Origin of the sequence: Larkinella sp., from assembly GCF_965227735.1 — a bacterium.
Classification (GTDB): Bacteria; Bacteroidota; Bacteroidia; order Cytophagales; family Spirosomataceae; genus Larkinella.
Window position 1 is genome coordinate 7041402 of sequence record NZ_OZ245776.1, and the last position, 15998, is coordinate 7057399.

The 15998-nt window shown below is 51.0% G+C and carries 16 protein-coding genes; 5 read left to right on the top strand and 11 right to left on the bottom strand.

Translation table 11 applies throughout. The annotated features are described in order from the left end of the window. Positions 1-15: 15 nt before the first annotated feature. The gene (locus tag ACO064_RS27740; protein WP_421830445.1) at positions 16-1350 is read left to right on the top strand and encodes a DUF6600 domain-containing protein; all 1335 of its coding nucleotides are present in this window, start codon (positions 16-18) and stop codon (positions 1348-1350) included. A gap of 60 nt (positions 1351-1410) precedes the next feature. On the opposite strand, the gene ACO064_RS27745 is transcribed toward ACO064_RS27740, so the two are convergent. The 7 genes from ACO064_RS27745 to ACO064_RS27775 form a co-directional block, all read right to left on the bottom strand. Beyond that, the gene (locus ACO064_RS27745) at positions 1411-1719 is read right to left on the bottom strand and encodes a DUF3817 domain-containing protein (protein ID WP_421830446.1); all 309 of its coding nucleotides are present in this window, start codon (positions 1717-1719) and stop codon (positions 1411-1413) included. Positions 1720-1722: 3 nt separating this feature from the next. Next, the gene (locus ACO064_RS27750) at positions 1723-2187 is read right to left on the bottom strand and encodes a hypothetical protein (protein WP_421830447.1); all 465 of its coding nucleotides are present in this window, start codon (positions 2185-2187) and stop codon (positions 1723-1725) included. A 74-nt stretch (positions 2188-2261) separates the two neighbouring features. Continuing rightward, on the bottom strand, positions 2262-3167 hold the full coding sequence (locus ACO064_RS27755; RefSeq protein WP_421830448.1) for a helix-turn-helix domain-containing protein: 906 nt from the start codon (positions 3165-3167) through the stop codon (positions 2262-2264). An 89-nt stretch (positions 3168-3256) separates the two neighbouring features. Further along, positions 3257-3730: a DUF1905 domain-containing protein gene (locus tag ACO064_RS27760; RefSeq protein ID WP_421830449.1), complete on the bottom strand. Its 474-nt coding sequence runs from the start codon at positions 3728-3730 to the stop codon at positions 3257-3259. Positions 3731-3742: 12 nt separating this feature from the next. After that, a complete protein-coding gene (locus ACO064_RS27765) occupies positions 3743-5260 on the bottom strand; it encodes a malate:quinone oxidoreductase (RefSeq protein ID WP_421830450.1) in 1518 nt (505 codons plus the stop codon). A 143-nt stretch (positions 5261-5403) separates the two neighbouring features. Then, positions 5404-5958, bottom strand: coding sequence for a GNAT family N-acetyltransferase (locus tag ACO064_RS27770; RefSeq protein ID WP_421830451.1), 555 nt, complete (start codon positions 5956-5958; stop codon positions 5404-5406). Positions 5959-6091: 133 nt separating this feature from the next. Continuing rightward, the gene (locus ACO064_RS27775; protein WP_421830452.1) at positions 6092-7456 is read right to left on the bottom strand and encodes a TrpB-like pyridoxal phosphate-dependent enzyme; all 1365 of its coding nucleotides are present in this window, start codon (positions 7454-7456) and stop codon (positions 6092-6094) included. A 62-nt stretch (positions 7457-7518) separates the two neighbouring features. Between ACO064_RS27775 and ACO064_RS27780 the strand changes: the two genes are divergently transcribed. After that, complete coding sequence (locus ACO064_RS27780) at positions 7519-7944, top strand: GNAT family N-acetyltransferase (protein ID WP_421830453.1); 426 nt, start codon at positions 7519-7521, stop codon at positions 7942-7944. A gap of 58 nt (positions 7945-8002) precedes the next feature. Here ACO064_RS27780 and ACO064_RS27785 read toward each other — a convergent pair whose 3' ends face one another. The 3 genes from ACO064_RS27785 to sufB form a co-directional block, all read right to left on the bottom strand. Then, complete coding sequence (locus tag ACO064_RS27785; protein WP_421830454.1) at positions 8003-8917, bottom strand: polysaccharide deacetylase family protein; 915 nt, start codon at positions 8915-8917, stop codon at positions 8003-8005. Positions 8918-9049: 132 nt separating this feature from the next. Next, on the bottom strand, positions 9050-9364 hold the full coding sequence (locus ACO064_RS27790) for a DUF3817 domain-containing protein (RefSeq protein ID WP_421830455.1): 315 nt from the start codon (positions 9362-9364) through the stop codon (positions 9050-9052). A gap of 249 nt (positions 9365-9613) precedes the next feature. After that, positions 9614-11059 carry a Fe-S cluster assembly protein SufB gene (sufB, locus tag ACO064_RS27795; protein ID WP_421830456.1) on the bottom strand — a complete coding sequence of 482 codons (1446 nt, stop codon included), beginning with the start codon at positions 11057-11059 and terminating at the stop codon, positions 9614-9616. 139 nt (positions 11060-11198) lie between these two features. On the opposite strand from sufB, the gene ACO064_RS27800 reads away from it, so the two are divergent. Further along, positions 11199-11756 (top strand): hypothetical protein, encoded by a 558-nt coding sequence (locus ACO064_RS27800; RefSeq protein ID WP_421830457.1) that lies wholly within the window; start codon positions 11199-11201, stop codon positions 11754-11756. A 4-nt stretch (positions 11757-11760) separates the two neighbouring features. On the opposite strand, the gene ACO064_RS27805 is transcribed toward ACO064_RS27800, so the two are convergent. Continuing rightward, a complete protein-coding gene (locus ACO064_RS27805) occupies positions 11761-12249 on the bottom strand; it encodes an Lrp/AsnC ligand binding domain-containing protein (protein WP_421830458.1) in 489 nt (162 codons plus the stop codon). A 487-nt stretch (positions 12250-12736) separates the two neighbouring features. On the opposite strand from ACO064_RS27805, the gene ACO064_RS27810 reads away from it, so the two are divergent. Further along, a complete protein-coding gene (locus ACO064_RS27810; RefSeq protein ID WP_421830459.1) occupies positions 12737-13963 on the top strand; it encodes a DUF819 domain-containing protein in 1227 nt (408 codons plus the stop codon). A 188-nt stretch (positions 13964-14151) separates the two neighbouring features. Further along, complete coding sequence (gene lepA / locus ACO064_RS27815) at positions 14152-15939, top strand: translation elongation factor 4 (RefSeq protein ID WP_421830460.1); 1788 nt, start codon at positions 14152-14154, stop codon at positions 15937-15939. The last annotated feature ends 59 nt before the right edge of the window (positions 15940-15998 follow it).

Genomic DNA, 15998 nt, shown 5'->3' on the forward strand with positions numbered 1-15998 from the left:
AACGTCCGACGGGCCATGAAAACACGACGAATCATACCGGCTTTTGGGTTGATCCTATTCTTATTAATTGCACTGGCGGTGCCACAAAAAACGATGGCTCAACCGGGCGTCGACATGCCTGTCGAGTCGTTTTACGACGATCTGGCCCCTTACGGACAGTGGACCCGGAACCCGACCTATGGTCAGGTCTGGATGCCGGATGTGCCGGGTGATTTTCAACCGTATGCTACCAACGGACATTGGGCGGTAACGGAATATGGCAACACCTGGGTGTCGGACTACGACTGGGGCTGGGCACCTTTTCACTACGGACGCTGGCTGTTCGATGACTATTATGGACGCTGGGTCTGGGTTCCGGACAGTGAGTGGGGACCGGCCTGGGTAAGCTGGCGTTCCGGTGGTGGCTACTACGGCTGGGCTCCGCTCGGACCGGGCATGAGCATCAACGTGAATATCAATCTGCCCTTCAATTACTGGACGTTTGTGCCGCAGATGTACATCACCAGCCCGCGCGTTTACAGCTATTGCATTCCCAGAACCCGGGTCGTCAACGTCTACCACAACACGACCATCATCAACAACGTATACCGCTATAACAACCGGTCGTATGGCTACGGCCCGCGTCGGGATGAGATGGAACGCTATACCCGCCGGAGTGTACCTGTCTACCGGGCCAACGATATTGCGAGTCGCAGCGCCTATGGAGCCCGGGGTGGAAACGGAAATTACAATCGCGGGGATAACCGGGGAAATTACAACGGAAATGGAAATTACAACGGCAATAACCGGGGTGAGGTAGCCGGGAATTATCCGAACGCCAACCGTTCGAACCGCTATGACAATGACCGTAATGGAGCTAATCGGGGTGACAATTCGATGAACCGCAACGATGGTTTCAATAACCGGCCGAATGCCGATAACGCAAACCGCCCGGATTATGAGAATCGATCCAATTCTTCGGGTTCAAATCGTCCGGAATTTGATAACCGCTCAAACTCCCGTCCTTCAAACCGTCCGGATTTCGACAACCGGTCCAGTTCCGGAACGATGCCAAACCGGGTGGAAAGCCCTTCCGAAAACCGTGTGAACCGCAGCTACAATCCGGGTGCGGGCTCTCCGTCGGTCGAGCGCCGGGCCGAAAGTCGAAGTTATCCCCAGCCGGATCAGTCTGGTCAGCGTTCCCGCTGGTCGGGCGGTGGCGGAGGTGAAAGCACTCCGCAACGGGTAGAACGCCCCCAGGGAGGCCAGTTTCAGCAACGGTCTGCCGACCAGCCTCCCCGTCAGTATCAGGAGCGTCAAAACTCTTCTAATCGGGGTGAGGGCGGTGGTGGCCGTCGGGGGCCGCAATAACGATTGAAATGCCAACAAAGCGGTCACGAACAGTCTAACAAATTGTTCGTGACCGCTTTGTTATTGGGCTTCCTGACGCGACAGAATTTTATAATCTACGTAAAACGTGCCAAAAGGAATCAGGCAGGCGAGGAGTACCTTCCAGGTTGTTTCCTGAAATTTCCATTTGTGCTCGATTCCAAAGCTCAGGGTATTCAGGATAAAAAGCAGGAACAGTAAACCGTGAACCGGACCTATGGGTTTCACCAGCGAAGGATCTCCTTTGGCGTATTTTAAAGGAACCGCGATGCCGATTAAGATGAGAAGGGAGATGCCTTCTAAAAAGCCGATCAGCCGCAAGCGACCGATTTTTGTGGTCAGAAATTTCATGAGTTAAAACGAGCGGAAGTAAGGCCGGTTGGCCAGTGGTGAAAAAGGCCAGGGAATGGCCGACAGCAGAATTAATAAGGCCAGGAAGAACCAAATCGTCATGGTTTTAAATTTATTCCTATCAGAATGCATGCGTTTCGAAGCTGATGACCCAATCGTGATCAAAACGATTGCTACACTCATCAAAATGATGTGGATCATCCCGAAAAAGAGCAGATCAAATTGCTTCCGGGCTTCGTCGAAGTGGAGCCGAAAATACTGAATCAACGGGCTGTTAAAATAGAGGACGTAGCCGATCAGGAGCTGAATATGGCAAATGGTGGCGGTAATGTGGCGGGTGGCGTTATCGGTTCGGGTAAACGACCGCTTGCCAAACCAGCCCCGGAACCCCCGATAAATACCGTACAAAACACTCAGGAGAACCAGCCATCGGAAGGCAGAGTGAGCACTTAAAAGAAAGAAATACATTGATCGATTGCATCTATTGATGATGCAAAGGTCGGTTTTTGGAAGAATGGGGGTTAGGATGGATAAGGCAAGTTTCAGGATTTTTCAATCATTCTTCGAAACTCGGTTGGCGTTTGCCCCTCTAACTTTTTAAACAGACGGGCGAAATAGGAGGGATCGTCTAAACCGACTTGAGTAGCGACTTCATTGATAGACAAACCGGTTTGGCTCAGCAGCACTTTGGCTTCGAGCAGAATGGCTTCGTCGATCCATTTGGTCGGAGATTTTCCGGAAACGGTCCGAACGGTTTTATTCAGATGATTTGAGGTAATATTAAGCAGGGCGGCATATTCGGAGACTCGCTGTTTCGTCCGGAAAAACGAGAATACCAACTCCCGAAAACGGTTTGTCAGGGTAACTGCCGCGATGGGATCAGGGGGTAAAACGGATTGGTAAACCCGGTTTACCTCACACAGCAATGCGAATAAATAGGCCTGTAGAATGCCAGTGTTCTGAAGGCCGTTCTGGGAGTAATCAATTAGAAGTCGTCCGTACAGAGACTCAATAAACTGAGCAGATTGCTCGTCCGGTTTGATAAGTGGATTTCCCCAGATCTGTAAAAAATCAAATTCTTTCAACAGGTTATTTTTTAGCCATTTCCCCACCAGGAAATCGCCGTGAAAACCGCACAAATAGCCTTTATTAACATCATTTTCCTGAAATGAGAAAACCTGTCCAGCGGGTACAATCAGTAATTCCTGGCTATGAATGGTATACAATTCACTCCCGATTTTCATGCTTGCCGCGCCTTCGGTGAGGTATAAACAGGAATAAATCGTTGATCGGGAAGGCGGAACCGGGCGGTGGACATGGCGATACATTTCTTCTACCCGAACGACAAAAAACTTGCTGCGATCCGCTTTTAAAATCGCATTTAATTCCTCCGAGGGCATGAACTTCGCCGTAAATTCCGGGGCATCGTATAGTTTTATTTCGCTCATGATTACTGGGAATAGAACGGCAATCCGATAAAATAAAAAACCGTACGGGAAGACGGTACGGTTTTTAACTGCAAAATTCAGCACTAAAGTTAGTTCGTTTTCAACCGGTCAATCATCATGATGGCGCGATCCACACGGATCTGGATGTTTTTAGCTCCGTCGATGTAATACATGATGCTGCGTTGCTTGCCGGGCGTTAGGGCCTGAAAATACCGGTTTCCTTCTTCGTCGATGGCCAGCAACTCCTGAAGTTCTTCCGGCATTTTTCGACCATATTCACTGTCATCTTTCCAGATAACCGCCTTCACCGTGTCGCCCAACCGCACTTTAAGCTGCTGCCGGATGGGCGTTCCGATGCTGATCATAAACGAACCGTCGCCTTTGGGCCGGAGGGCACAGTGAAACTCAACGGCTTCATTGAGCAGGCACATGACGCGTACCGCCGACTTTTGCGTAAACTGCTGCACCACTTCGTCCGGAACACCAATGTAATGCGCTCCTATGGAATGCGTAAATCGCTCGATTATAGCCTCAAAACCGATCGCATCGGAAGGAGCTTCCATGAAAGGATTACGTTAAAGAACCGGTTCGGTTTCCTTAAGCCCCAGCACTTCGCTCGTCCAGGCCCGGGTTTGGTGTGCCAGTTCCGCATTCGTCGCCAGCGATTGTCCGTACGACGGAATCATCTGCTTCAATTTGGTCTGCCAGGCTTCTGTACGAAGTTGGGTAGGGAAACACCGGTTTAGTAGGTCGAGCATGATGGAAACGGAGGTCGAGGCACCCGGCGAGGCTCCCAACAGGGCCGCAATGGAACCATCAGCCGCACAGACGACTTCCGTTCCGAACTCCAGAATACCGCCCTCTTCGGGGTCTTTCTTGATGACCTGAACCCGCTGACCGGCGGTTTCCAGATCCCAGTCTTCCATTTTAGCCGCCGGGAAGTAGTCTTTCAGCGCGGCCAGCCGGTCTTCCGGCGATTGCCGCACCTGATCGATGAGGTATTTTGTCAGTGGAATGTTGTGCAAACCGGCCGCCATCATAGGCAACAGGTTGTTGGCTTTAATGGATAATGGCAGGTCCATGAATGAACCATTTTTTAGGAATTTCGTGGAAAAACCGGCGTAGGGGCCAAACAACAGGGCTTTTTTGCCGTCGATCATCCGCGTGTCGAGGTGCGGAACCGACATCGGGGGGGAGCCGACGGCCGCTTTGCCGTAAACTTTCGCTTCGTGCTGTTCAACGATGTCCGGATTGTTGCAGACCAGCCACTGGCCGCTGACCGGAAAACCGCCAAAGCCTTTGCCTTCGGGGATGTCGGCTTTTTCGAGCAGGGGCAGGGAGCCACCGCCCGCACCGATGAAAATAAACCGGGTTCTCAGCTCCCGTTTCTTCCGTGTCGACCAGTTTTTTACCGTGATTTTCCAGGTGCCGTCTTTCTCCTGTTCCAGGTCGCGAACGTCGTGGGCCAGCCGGATCGTAAAACCGTCCATTTTCCGGAGGTAGTCGAATAAAGCGCGGGTCAGAGCCCCAAAATTAACGTCGGTACCAATGTCCATGCGGGTAGCGGCCACTTTCTGATCCGGTTCCCGCTCATTCATCACCAGCGGCATCCACTCTTTCAATTGCGCCGGATCTTCGGAATAGAGCATTCCTTTGAACAGGTGGTGATTGTCGAGCGCGTCGTGCCGCTTTTTCAGATAGTCGACGTTCTTTTCTCCCCAGACAAAGCTCATGTGGGGAATTTCGTTGATGAACGTTTCGGGCGAGGGCGTAATGTTTTGCTGAACCAGATAGGCCCAAAACTCTTTGGAAACCTCAAACGATTCGGCAATTTTAACGGCTTTTGAAATGTCGACCGATCCGTCTTCTTGCTCCGGGGTGTAATTCAATTCACAAAAAGCAGAATGACCGGTTCCGGCGTTGTTCCATGCATCCGAACTTTCGGCGGCCAGAACATCCAGTCGTTCGAAAACTTCGATGGTCAGCGTTGGGTCCAACGCTTTGAGCAACATGCCGAGCGTGGCACTCATGATTCCGGCCCCGATCAACACAACGTCCGGATCTTTCTGCATAAATCGACTACTTTGAGGCATAATCAGTAAAACACGTGGTCTATTCTATAAAACTATATTTACTACGATGTAATTCACTGTTTTTTAGTAACTTCTTTGGAATGTATGTTGTTTTTTCAGGCATTTTTTGAGGCTCATTTGACCAGTACAATTTATGTCGGTATTTATTCAATCGGGGCCAATCGGGCATAATAAACCGAATCGAGAAAGCGACCGTTGAAGAATTTATTTTCTTTGAAATGCCCCTCTTTCCGAAAACCGCTTCGTTCCAGAACGTTGGCGGATGCGGTATTGTCCGGATCGACAATGGCTTCGATGGAATGGAGTCGTAGCGTCCGAAAACCGTAGTCGACCACCGCCAGCAGGGCTTCCTGCATCAACCCGCTTCCGTGGTGGTCCGAATGCAGCAAATAGCCGACTTCGGCCCGGTAGTTTTCTTTCAGAAAGCGGATAAACCCAATGGTTCCGATCACTTTGGGTTCGTTTTTCAGCGCGATTCCCCACGTAATGCTTTCGCCGGTCCGAATCAGTTCGTCAAATCCCCGGATCAACAAAACCGCATCGTTGATATTTTGAGCCAAAGGTCTGGGAATAAACCGCATCAGGGTTTGATTGGAACGAAGGGCAAATAAATCATTTGCGTCGCTTTCGACCAACTGCCGGATTCGTAGTCGGTCAGTGGTCAGAATGGGGGAAGGGTCGAAGTTTATGGTTAGCATAAATCAAGATGTGGTTTCCTTCACTTACTGTTCGATATTCGTTATTCAATATTCACTGTTCGATATTTATTGATTTAACCTTTATAACATCGAACAATGAATATTGAATAACGAATATTGAAGTGTTTAGCTGTCAGGCAATCAACGGTGTATCCAACTCCGCCAGCGACTCCAGAATTTCTTCCTGAGTCACTTCGTGTTCCACCAGTTTGCCCGACAGATACTGCTCGTAAGAACTCATGTCGAAGTGGCCGTGGCCGCAAAGATTGAACAAAATCGTTTTGGCAGTTCCTTCTTCTTTGGCCCGTTGCGCTTCCCGAATGGCCGTGGCAATGGCGTGCGTAGCTTCCGGTGCCGGAATAATGCCCTCAGTTTTGGCAAATTTGATCCCCGCTTCGAAACACTCCAACTGCTTGAGTGCCTGCGCTTCGATCAAGCCGTCTTTCAACAACTGGCTCACGATGGCCCCCGCGCCGTGGTAGCGCAAACCGCCCGCGTGAATCGGGGCCGGAATGAAATTGTGGCCGAGCGTATACATCGGCAGAAGGGGCGTCATGCCCACGGTGTCGCCCAGGTCGTAGCGGAACACCCCACGCGTCAGCTTGGGGCAGGAAGCCGGTTCGGCGGCAATGCAACGGATTTTTTTGCCTTCTTCCAGGTTGTAGCGCAGGAACGGGAACGTAATTCCGGCAAAGTTGGAACCACCGCCAAACGGAGCCACAATAATATCCGGGAAATCACCGGCCTGCTCCAGTTGCTTGATGGCTTCGAGACCGATGACCGTTTGGTGCATCAGCACGTGGTTGAGCACCGAGCCGAGGGCGTATTTGGTGTTTTCGTCCTGAAATGCCAGTTCGACGGCTTCCGAAATGGCAATGCCCAGGCTACCCGGCGAATTAGGGTCGCCCGCCAGAATTTTCTTGCCGGCTTCGGTGCGGTTCGAGGGGGAGGGATACACCGATGCGCCCCAGGTGTTCATCATGATCTTGCGGTATGGTTTGCCATCGTAACTCGCCCGAACCATGTAGACCTCACACTCAATACCAAACAGTTGACAGGCAAAACTCAATGCGCTGCCCCATTGACCCGCACCGGTTTCAGTCGTAATGCGCTTAACGCCAGCTTGTTTGTTGTAAAATGCCTGCGGAACCGCCGTATTGGGTTTGTGCGAACCAGCGGGGCTGCCCCCTTCGTACTTGTAGTAAATTTTGGCGGGGGTGTCCAGCAATTTCTCCAGACCGTAGGCGCGGAACATCGGCGTAGGACGCCAGATTTTATAAATTTCTCGGACTTCATCCGGAATATCGACCCATTTGTCAGTCGTAACTTCCTGTTTAATCAATTCCATCGGAAACAGCGGAGCCAGCATGTCAGGGCCAATGGGCTCTTTTGTTCCGGGATGCAGGGGTGGCAGCGGCTTGTTGGGCATGTCGGCCACGATGTTGTACCATTTTTCGGGAATGTCGGCTTCGCTCAGGATAAATTTTTTCTTTGCCATGCGTTATACGGGGTCTGGAAAATAATGAACCCCTAACTTAGCAATTTACCTGATGTATTGCGATGACGATTCGACAAATTAAACCGGAACAGACGCATGCCCTGCGTCACGCGGTGCTGTGGCCCGATAAACCGTTTGACTACGTGATGCTGGAAGAAGACGCCGAAGGGCTTCATTTTGGGGCTTTTCGTGACGCAGATCTGGTGGCGGTTATTTCACTATTTGAAGAAAGTGGCGTCGCCCGTTTCCGAAAATTTGCCACCCGCCCCGATTGCCAGCGGCAGGGCGTTGGCACGCACCTGTTGAATCGGGTCATTGAAGAAGCCCGGAATCGGGGTGCCCACACGCTCTGGTGTGATGCCCGGCTTTCGGCGGCTGATTTTTACCGGCGGTTTGGCATGGTGCCGGAAGGAGAGGTGTTTTACAAAGGAGAAATACCGTATTCGAAATACGTGTTACAATTGAACGTTTCGCCCCCAACCCCCTAAAGGGGGCTTTGCCACCTCTGGTGTTAAAAGCCCCCTTTAGGGGGTTGGGGGCGAAACGCTATTTGAAACTATTCACCATGCTGTTGTGCAACGTCCGGGGACTCCAGTAACCGCTGGCGATGATCCGGCGGACGGACAGCAATGGATTTTCGTCGTCGCGTTTCTTTTCGGCGAGCTGATAGGCACCCAGATAACCCCGTTTCTTCAGTTCAACGGTCGCTTCGTTGTTCCAGAGACCGAACGGATAGGCAAAATGTTTGACCGGTTTTCCGGTGATGGCTTCCAGCTTTTTGGTTGGTTCTTCAATCTGCGTCACCCAATCCTGGCCCTGGTATTTCTTGACGTTGTGGTGATCCCAGGTATGACAGCCGATGGTGTGTCCCCGGTCGGCCAAGTCCTTGATCTGCTGTTTGTCCATGTAAGGCTGGTAGCCGCGCCGTCCGATGGCCACCGTCATAATGAAAAAGGCGGCTTTGTAGTTGTGCTTCTCCAGAATGGGAACGGCGGTTTCATACTGATCCAGGTCCCCGTCGTCGAAGGTGATCATGACCGGTTTACTGGGCAGCGGGGCGCCGGTGGTCAGGTATGCATACAACTGATCCGGCAGAATGGCGTGGTAGCCGCTATCGGCCAGCATTTTGATCTGGGCTTCAAAAACTGGGGTGGGGCAGATGTAATCCTTTGCACTTTTGGAATCCTTGGCGCGCCATTCCCGAATCTGGTGGTAACACAGAATCGGCACCTGTTTGCGGCTCAGGATGGTGGCGGCATCGGCGATTTTGTCGGCAGGAATCGTTGCCGGGTCGAGCGTGCTGGTGGTTGATGAAGCAGGTATGGCAGTCGCTACAACCGCACTATCGCTTTTACTGTCAGTAGTTTGTGAAGTTTCTTTGGTCTGAGAGCAGGAAACCAGGGTGGCGGTAGTCAATAGCGAAATGGCAAGGGGTACTAAGGCACTCTTTGTAATACTCATCTTCTTCCGGGCGACACAATTGGATGGTGAAATGGAGTTGGTCTGGGGAAATATACGCAAAAGGTTTTGTTGGTAACTCCGGAAGTTATTTAAAGTGCCGACTATTTTTTTGTCAAAAGCGTTTCGCTCTGACTATGAGACAGATTGTTCCTCTTCCTTTTTCAAACGCCCTTCCAGCCAGAACGTGCCGAAGGGTACTAAGGAAGCAATAAAGGCAACGACCACGCGAATGAACGACCAGCGACGGTCAATAGTAACCGCAAGTAAAGCAACAAGATACGCGATAAACAGAACGCCGTGCGCCCAGCCAACGTACTTAACGGCCAGCGGCCAACCCGCCCAGTATTTTAACGGCATGGCAATTCCCAGTAGAACGAGATAGGAAATACCTTCCAGAATACCAATGAAACGGAATCGATCCAGTGGGGTTTTGAGGGAAAGGGACATAACGGTTAGTTTGGGAAAGATTCCGGTTACATATCGTACGCAAAAGTACGGCAGCCATTCTTTATATCTCGGATGTGTTGCACAAGTATCTCAAAATTCAGAAAGATCCGGCGAATTTCATGGCGATAGGTTTATCAATAGAGATGCACGGATGGATGCTTTGGTTTCATCCGCGTTCCCATCCGAAAACTTAAAAAAAAAGGCAAGCCGGAGCCTGCCTTTCATAAAATATAACCGTTGAAGTGAAGATTATCCCACACTTCCTTCCAGACTGATTTCCAGTAACTTTTGAGCCTCCACCGCAAATTCCATCGGCAACTGGTTCAAAACTTCTTTGGCATAGCCATTGATGATCAGCGCCACGGCTTGCTCCGTCGGAATACCGCGTTGGTTGCAATAAAACAGTTGATCTTCACCAATTTTGGATGTTGTCGCTTCGTGCTCGACAGTCGCCGTCTGGTTGTTCACTTCGATATACGGGAATGTATGCGCTCCGCAGCGGTCGCCCAGCAGGAGGGAGTCGCACTGGGAGTGGTTCCGGGCGTTTTCGGCGCGCTTGAACACCTGCACGAGACCCCGATAGGAATTCTGGCTTTTACCGGCCGAAATCCCTTTCGAGACAATCCGGCTTTTGGTATTCTTGCCGACGTGAATCATCTTGGTTCCGGTATCGGCCTGCTGGTAGTTGTTGGTCACCGCCACCGAATAAAACTCACCAATCGAATAATCACCTTTCAGGATCACCGACGGGTATTTCCAGGTAATGGCCGAACCGGTTTCGACCTGCGTCCAGGAGATTTTCGAATGAGCGCCTTCACAAATACCGCGTTTGGTCACGAAGTTGTAAATACCACCTTTTCCTTCCTTGTCGCCCGGATACCAGTTCTGAACCGTCGAGTATTTGATCTGGGCTTCCTTAGCCGCAACCAGTTCAACAACAGCCGCGTGCAACTGATTTTCGTCGCGCATCGGGGCCGTACAACCTTCCAGATAACTCACATAAGAGCCTTCGTCGGCCACGATCAGCGTTCGTTCAAATTGCCCGGTTCCGGCCGCATTGATCCGGAAGTAGGTCGAAAGTTCCATCGGGCAACGAACCCCTTTGGGAATGTAGCAGAACGAGCCGTCGGAGAAAACCGCTGAGTTGAGGGCCGCAAAGTAGTTGTCCCTCGGCGGAACCACCGAACCTAAATATTTCCTGACTAGTTCGGGGTGTTCCTGAACGGCTTCGGTCATCGAACAGAAAATGATGCCGAGTTCTTTCAGTTTGACTTTAAAGGTTGTGGCAATGGAAACCGAGTCGATCACGGCATCGACCGCAACGCCCGACAGCCGTTCCTGTTCCTGCAACGAAATACCCAGCCGCTCGAAGGTCGCGCGCAACTCGGGGTCGATCTCGTCCAGACTATTGATGGTTTTTTTCTGCTTCGGAGCCGAGTAATATTTAAGTCCCTGGTAATCGATAGCGGGGTAGTTGAGATTAGGCCAGTGAGGTTCTGACAGCGTCACCCAATACCGATACGCTTTCAACCGCCATTCCAGCATCCATTCCGGTTCATTCTTCTTGGCAGAGATAAACCGAACGATGTCTTCGCTCAGGCCAATCGGTGCCTCATCCGCTTCAATCAGCGTTTCGAAACCGTACTTGTATTCGGAATTGGTAATACTCTCTAAAATTTCAACGTCTTTGCTCATGATGGGTTGCGGGCTAATACACGCAAAAGTCTATAGGATAACACAACGGACTGGGGGACTGTTCCATTCTGATGAGGCAAATATCGGAAAGTTTCCCTTTATTTGGTAAAACCGATTAAACTAAGCCTATTTATTCCCCATGCAATCAGACGAACCGGCTAGTCCTAAAAAATCGATCAACATTGAACTGCTGCTTGGGTTGTCGGCCACTTTTTTGAGTGTTGCGGCTTTGATTGTTTCTATTTTCCAGACCCGTATTGCCCGGGAGCAGCAGCAGGCTTCGGTGTGGCCCTACGTTCAGGTTACCAGCAATCACCTTGACAATAATTTCGAACTTCTTCTGAAAAACAACGGCGTCGGCCCGGCATTGATCAAAAAAGTTGAATTCAGTTACCGCGGAAAAAGCGAATCTTCCCATACGAGGTTGCTAAACCACATCGTGAACACAGAGACGCTCCAGGACTCGGTCAGGAAAGCAGGTCGTTTCTGGAATGCGGTTGTTCCGGGCGATGTTGTTAAAGCCGGTGACCAAATTGAACTCTATAAAGCGGTCAACAGTGGTTACTTAGCTGAGTTTTTGGGCCAGGTTACCGGTGATTCAACGTTTCAGTTTCGAATTACCTATTCCGATGTCTACGGAAAATGCTGGCTTCTTGATCGGGGGAAGGTGATTCAACTGGACGATTGTCCGGAATAAACCGTTAATCTTTGTCGGCAGGCACATTAACGCCAAACGGAATGGGCCTCGAAATCCGTTCTTCCAGCGAAATAAACGTCTCGGTTCGTTGAATACCGCTCACTTTCTGAATTTTATCGTGTAAAACTTCGCGCAGGTGCTGGGTGTCACGGCAGACAATCTTGGCAAAAATGCTGTAAATACCGGTCGTATAATGGATATTGACAACTTCGGGAATCTTCATTAATTCGGTGGCAACGTCTTCGTAAAGGGAGCTTTTGTCCAGATAGATGCCCAGGAAACCGCTGATGTCCCAGCCTAATTTGGTGTGATCGATGACCAGTTGGGAGCCGCGAACGATGCCCATCTGCTCCATTTTTTTCATTCGGACGTGAACGGTACCGCCCGAAACAAAAATCCGTTTACCGATTTCCGTGTAGGCCATGTTGGCGTCTTCCATCAATAACGTGAGGATCTTGAGATCGACATTGTCAATCTCTAAATTTTTTTCCATTTGAACCGTAAAATTTTTAATATCCTCAACAAAATAAGTGATATTTTGAGAAAACAGAAATTTTTCTAAATTTTTTCTGGAGAATTTGTAAACTTGTACAGAATTGTAGTAACTTTGCATTGTTCAAACGGCGAGCAGGTCAAGACGCTGGGCGAATTGAGTTCTTTTATCTTGTAGGATGTCGAAATTGGCAGACGTGCCCTCCTGTCTCGGGGGTGGTGAGTTCGGGATAAACGCAGCATAATGCCGCTTGCAAAAGCGACTGGGGTTGACCACCAGAAGTTGTACTGTAGCTAACCGCACCGTGGGTGGTTCGAGTCCCCCTCCTACAGCATATGGCCTGATTTATCAGCCACAACATAATTAAGGCTTCGGCAGCTCAATTTGGTTTCTGTAGCTGCATTCCGATTGGTTTTTAGTTTGTTGATGAAGTGTAATCTTAACACGCCGGCTCAGGTTGAGGCCGGCGTTGTTTGTTATAGCTCAGATGTCAGACCCCATTACCCTCGGCGCCCTTTTTCTGATTTTAGCAGCGGTTCTGACCACCGCCGACAGTGCGCGTCCGTTCTGGCAGAAATTCTACCACTACGTTCCGGCAACCCTTCTTTGTTACTTTATCCCGTCCTTATTAAATACGTTTGGCCTGGTCGATGCCGACAACACCGAATTATACCCCGTGGTGTCGCGCGTCCTGTTACCGGCTTCTTTGGTTCTGTTCACGCTCAGTGTCGATTTCAAGGCTTTTCGTCGGCTGGGTCGTAAATCCGTTCTGATGTTTGCCGCTTCGGCCATCAGCATCATGCTCGGCGGTCCGCTGGCGGTTTGGGCCATCGCCCGGGTTGCGCCGGAACTGGTCGGCGGACAGGGTCCGGATGCCGTCTGGCGCGGACTGGCCACGCTGGCCGGTACCTGGATTGGTGGCGGTGCGAATCAAACCGCCCTGAAAGAGGTCTTTCAGCCAAGCAGCAATTTGTTTTCCGCCATTGTTACCGTCGATGTGTTTGTGTCCAATCTCTGGTTAGGCGCGTTGCTGTACGGCGCAGGCCATTCCGCTGCCATCGATCGCTGGCTGGGTGCCGACGCCAGTGCGGTGGAAGAAGTGAAGCAACGGATTCAGAATCAGGTCAATGCCATTCGCCGAATTCCATCCGCCACCGATTTGGTCGTGATTTTGGCGGTCGGTTTTGGTGCCACGGCAGTTGCCCACGCGCTGGCCGATCAGATTGCGCCGTATATCGACCGGAATTCCCCGCTACTCAGCCAATTTAGCCTGAATGCGCCGTTTTTCTGGATTGTTGGTCTGGCCACAGCCATCGGCATTGGGCTTTCTTTTACCAAAGCCCGGAATCTGGAAGGGGCGGGGGCGTCGAAAGTAGCCACGGTTTTTCTGTATCTGATGATTGCCACCATCGGCCTGAAAATGAACATTCTGGCCATTGCCGATCACCCCGGTTTAATTCTGGTTGGCGTGGTCTGGATGCTTTTTCATGTGCTTTTGATGATCGGTTTCAGCCGGTTGATCCGCGCGCCCTATTTCTTTCTGGCGGTCGGTAGCCAGGCCTGTATCGGTGGCCCGGCTACGGCCCCCATCATTGCGGCCGCTTTCCATCCGGTTCTGGCGCCGGTGGGGGTGTTGATGGCGATTTTAGGCTATGCTGTTGGAACCTACATGGGCTATCTTTGCGGAATATTGATGCAATTGGCATCGCCCTAACCCTGTCAGCGGTCGATAGACCCTGACAGCGGTTCATTAGCTATGATCTTCTAACCGCCGTCAGGGTCTTTAACCGATGCCGGGAACTTTACCCTGTCAGGGTCTGCGACCGCTGACCGGGTGACGAGAATCTGCGGTTTTTTAAGTATTTTTGCATTTACACCGAGACAGACAACCGTTTTCACAGCGTGAAGCATATCCGTAATTTTTGCATTATTGCCCACATCGACCACGGCAAAAGCACCCTGGCCGACCGATTACTCGAGTTTACAAAAACCATTGGGGAGCGCGACATGCAAGCCCAGTTTCTGGACGATATGGATCTGGAGCGGGAGCGTGGGATTACCATCAAGAGCCACGCCATCCAGATGGAGTATCTGTACCAGGGTGAAAAGTACACGCTGAACCTGATCGATACACCGGGTCACGTCGACTTTTCTTACGAGGTTTCCCGGTCCATTGCCGCCTGTGAAGGTGCTTTGCTGCTGGTGGATGCTGCGCAGGGAACCGAAGCCCAAACCATTTCGAACCTGTATCTGGCAATGAATAACGATTTGGTTATCATTCCGGTACTGAACAAAATTGACCTGCCCGGCGCTATGCCGGAAGAGGTGAAAGACGAAATGGTGGATCTGATCGGCTGTGAACGCGAAGACATCATTCCGGCCAGTGGCAAGGAGGGCATCGGGATTGAAGCCATTCTGAATGCCATCGTCGAGCGGGTACCACCGCCGACCGGAAATCCCGAAGGTGAACTCCAGGCACTGATTTTTGACTCCCAGTTTAATTCCTACCGGGGTATCGAAGTGATTTTCCGGGTCAAAAACGGCCGCATCCGCAAGGGTGATAAGGTTAAATTTATGGCGACCGGGAAAGAATATTTTGCCGACGAAATCGGAACGCTTAAACTGAGCCAGGTACCTAAAGAGGTCATCGAGTGTGGCGACGTAGGCTACCTGATTTCGGGGATTAAAGTGGCCAAAGAGGTGAAAGTTGGGGATACCATCACGCATCTGGCTAATCCGGCTTCAGCAGCCATCCAGGGTTTTGAAGAAGTCAAACCGATGGTTTTTGCCGGTATCTATCCGGTCGATACCAGCGAATATGAAGAACTTCGGGAAGCGATGGAAAAACTTCAGCTCAACGATGCGTCGCTGGTTTGGGAACCGGAAACCTCGGCGGCTTTGGGCTTCGGATTCCGTTGCGGTTTTCTGGGAATGCTGCACATGGAAATTGTGCAGGAACGTCTGGAGCGCGAATTCGACATGACCGTCATCACCACCGTGCCGTCCGTGCGGTTTGAAGTGATTACGACAAAAGGTGAAACCCTGCAGGTGAGCGCACCGGCCGAAATGCCCGATCCGAGTAGCATCGACTGGATTGAGGAACCTTTCATCAAAGCGCAAATCATCACCAAAGCGGAATACGTTGGCGCGATTATTGGTTTGTGTATGGACAAACGCAGTCTGTTCAAAAACCAGGTGTATCTGACCGCCGACCGCGTCGAACTTCAATTTGAAATGCCGCTGGCGGAGGTGGTTTTCGACTTTTTCGATAAGCTGAAAACCATTTCACGCGGCTACGCTTCCCTTGATTACGAGTTCCTGGGCAACCGGGAGTCGACGATGGTGAAGCTCGACATCATGCTGAATGGTGAAGGTGTCGATGCGCTTTCGGCCATCGTTCACCGCGATAAAGCGTATGAATGGGGCAAGAAACTCTGCGAAAAACTGCGGGAATTGCTGCCCCGTCAGCAGTTTGAAATTGCGATTCAGGCGGCCATCGGCCAGAAAATCATCGCCCGCGAAACCGTAAAAGCCCTGCGCAAAGACGTTTTGGCGAAGTGTTACGGGGGCGACATCAGCCGGAAACGGAAGCTGTTGGAAAAACAGAAAAAAGGGAAGAAGCGGATGCGCCAGGTCGGCAACGTCGAAATTCCACAGGAAGCCTTCATGGCAGTTTTGAAAATAAACTAACCGGTTTACGGTTTTCAGTGGCTGACGCAAGCATATCCCTCTCGCGTCAGCCACCGTAA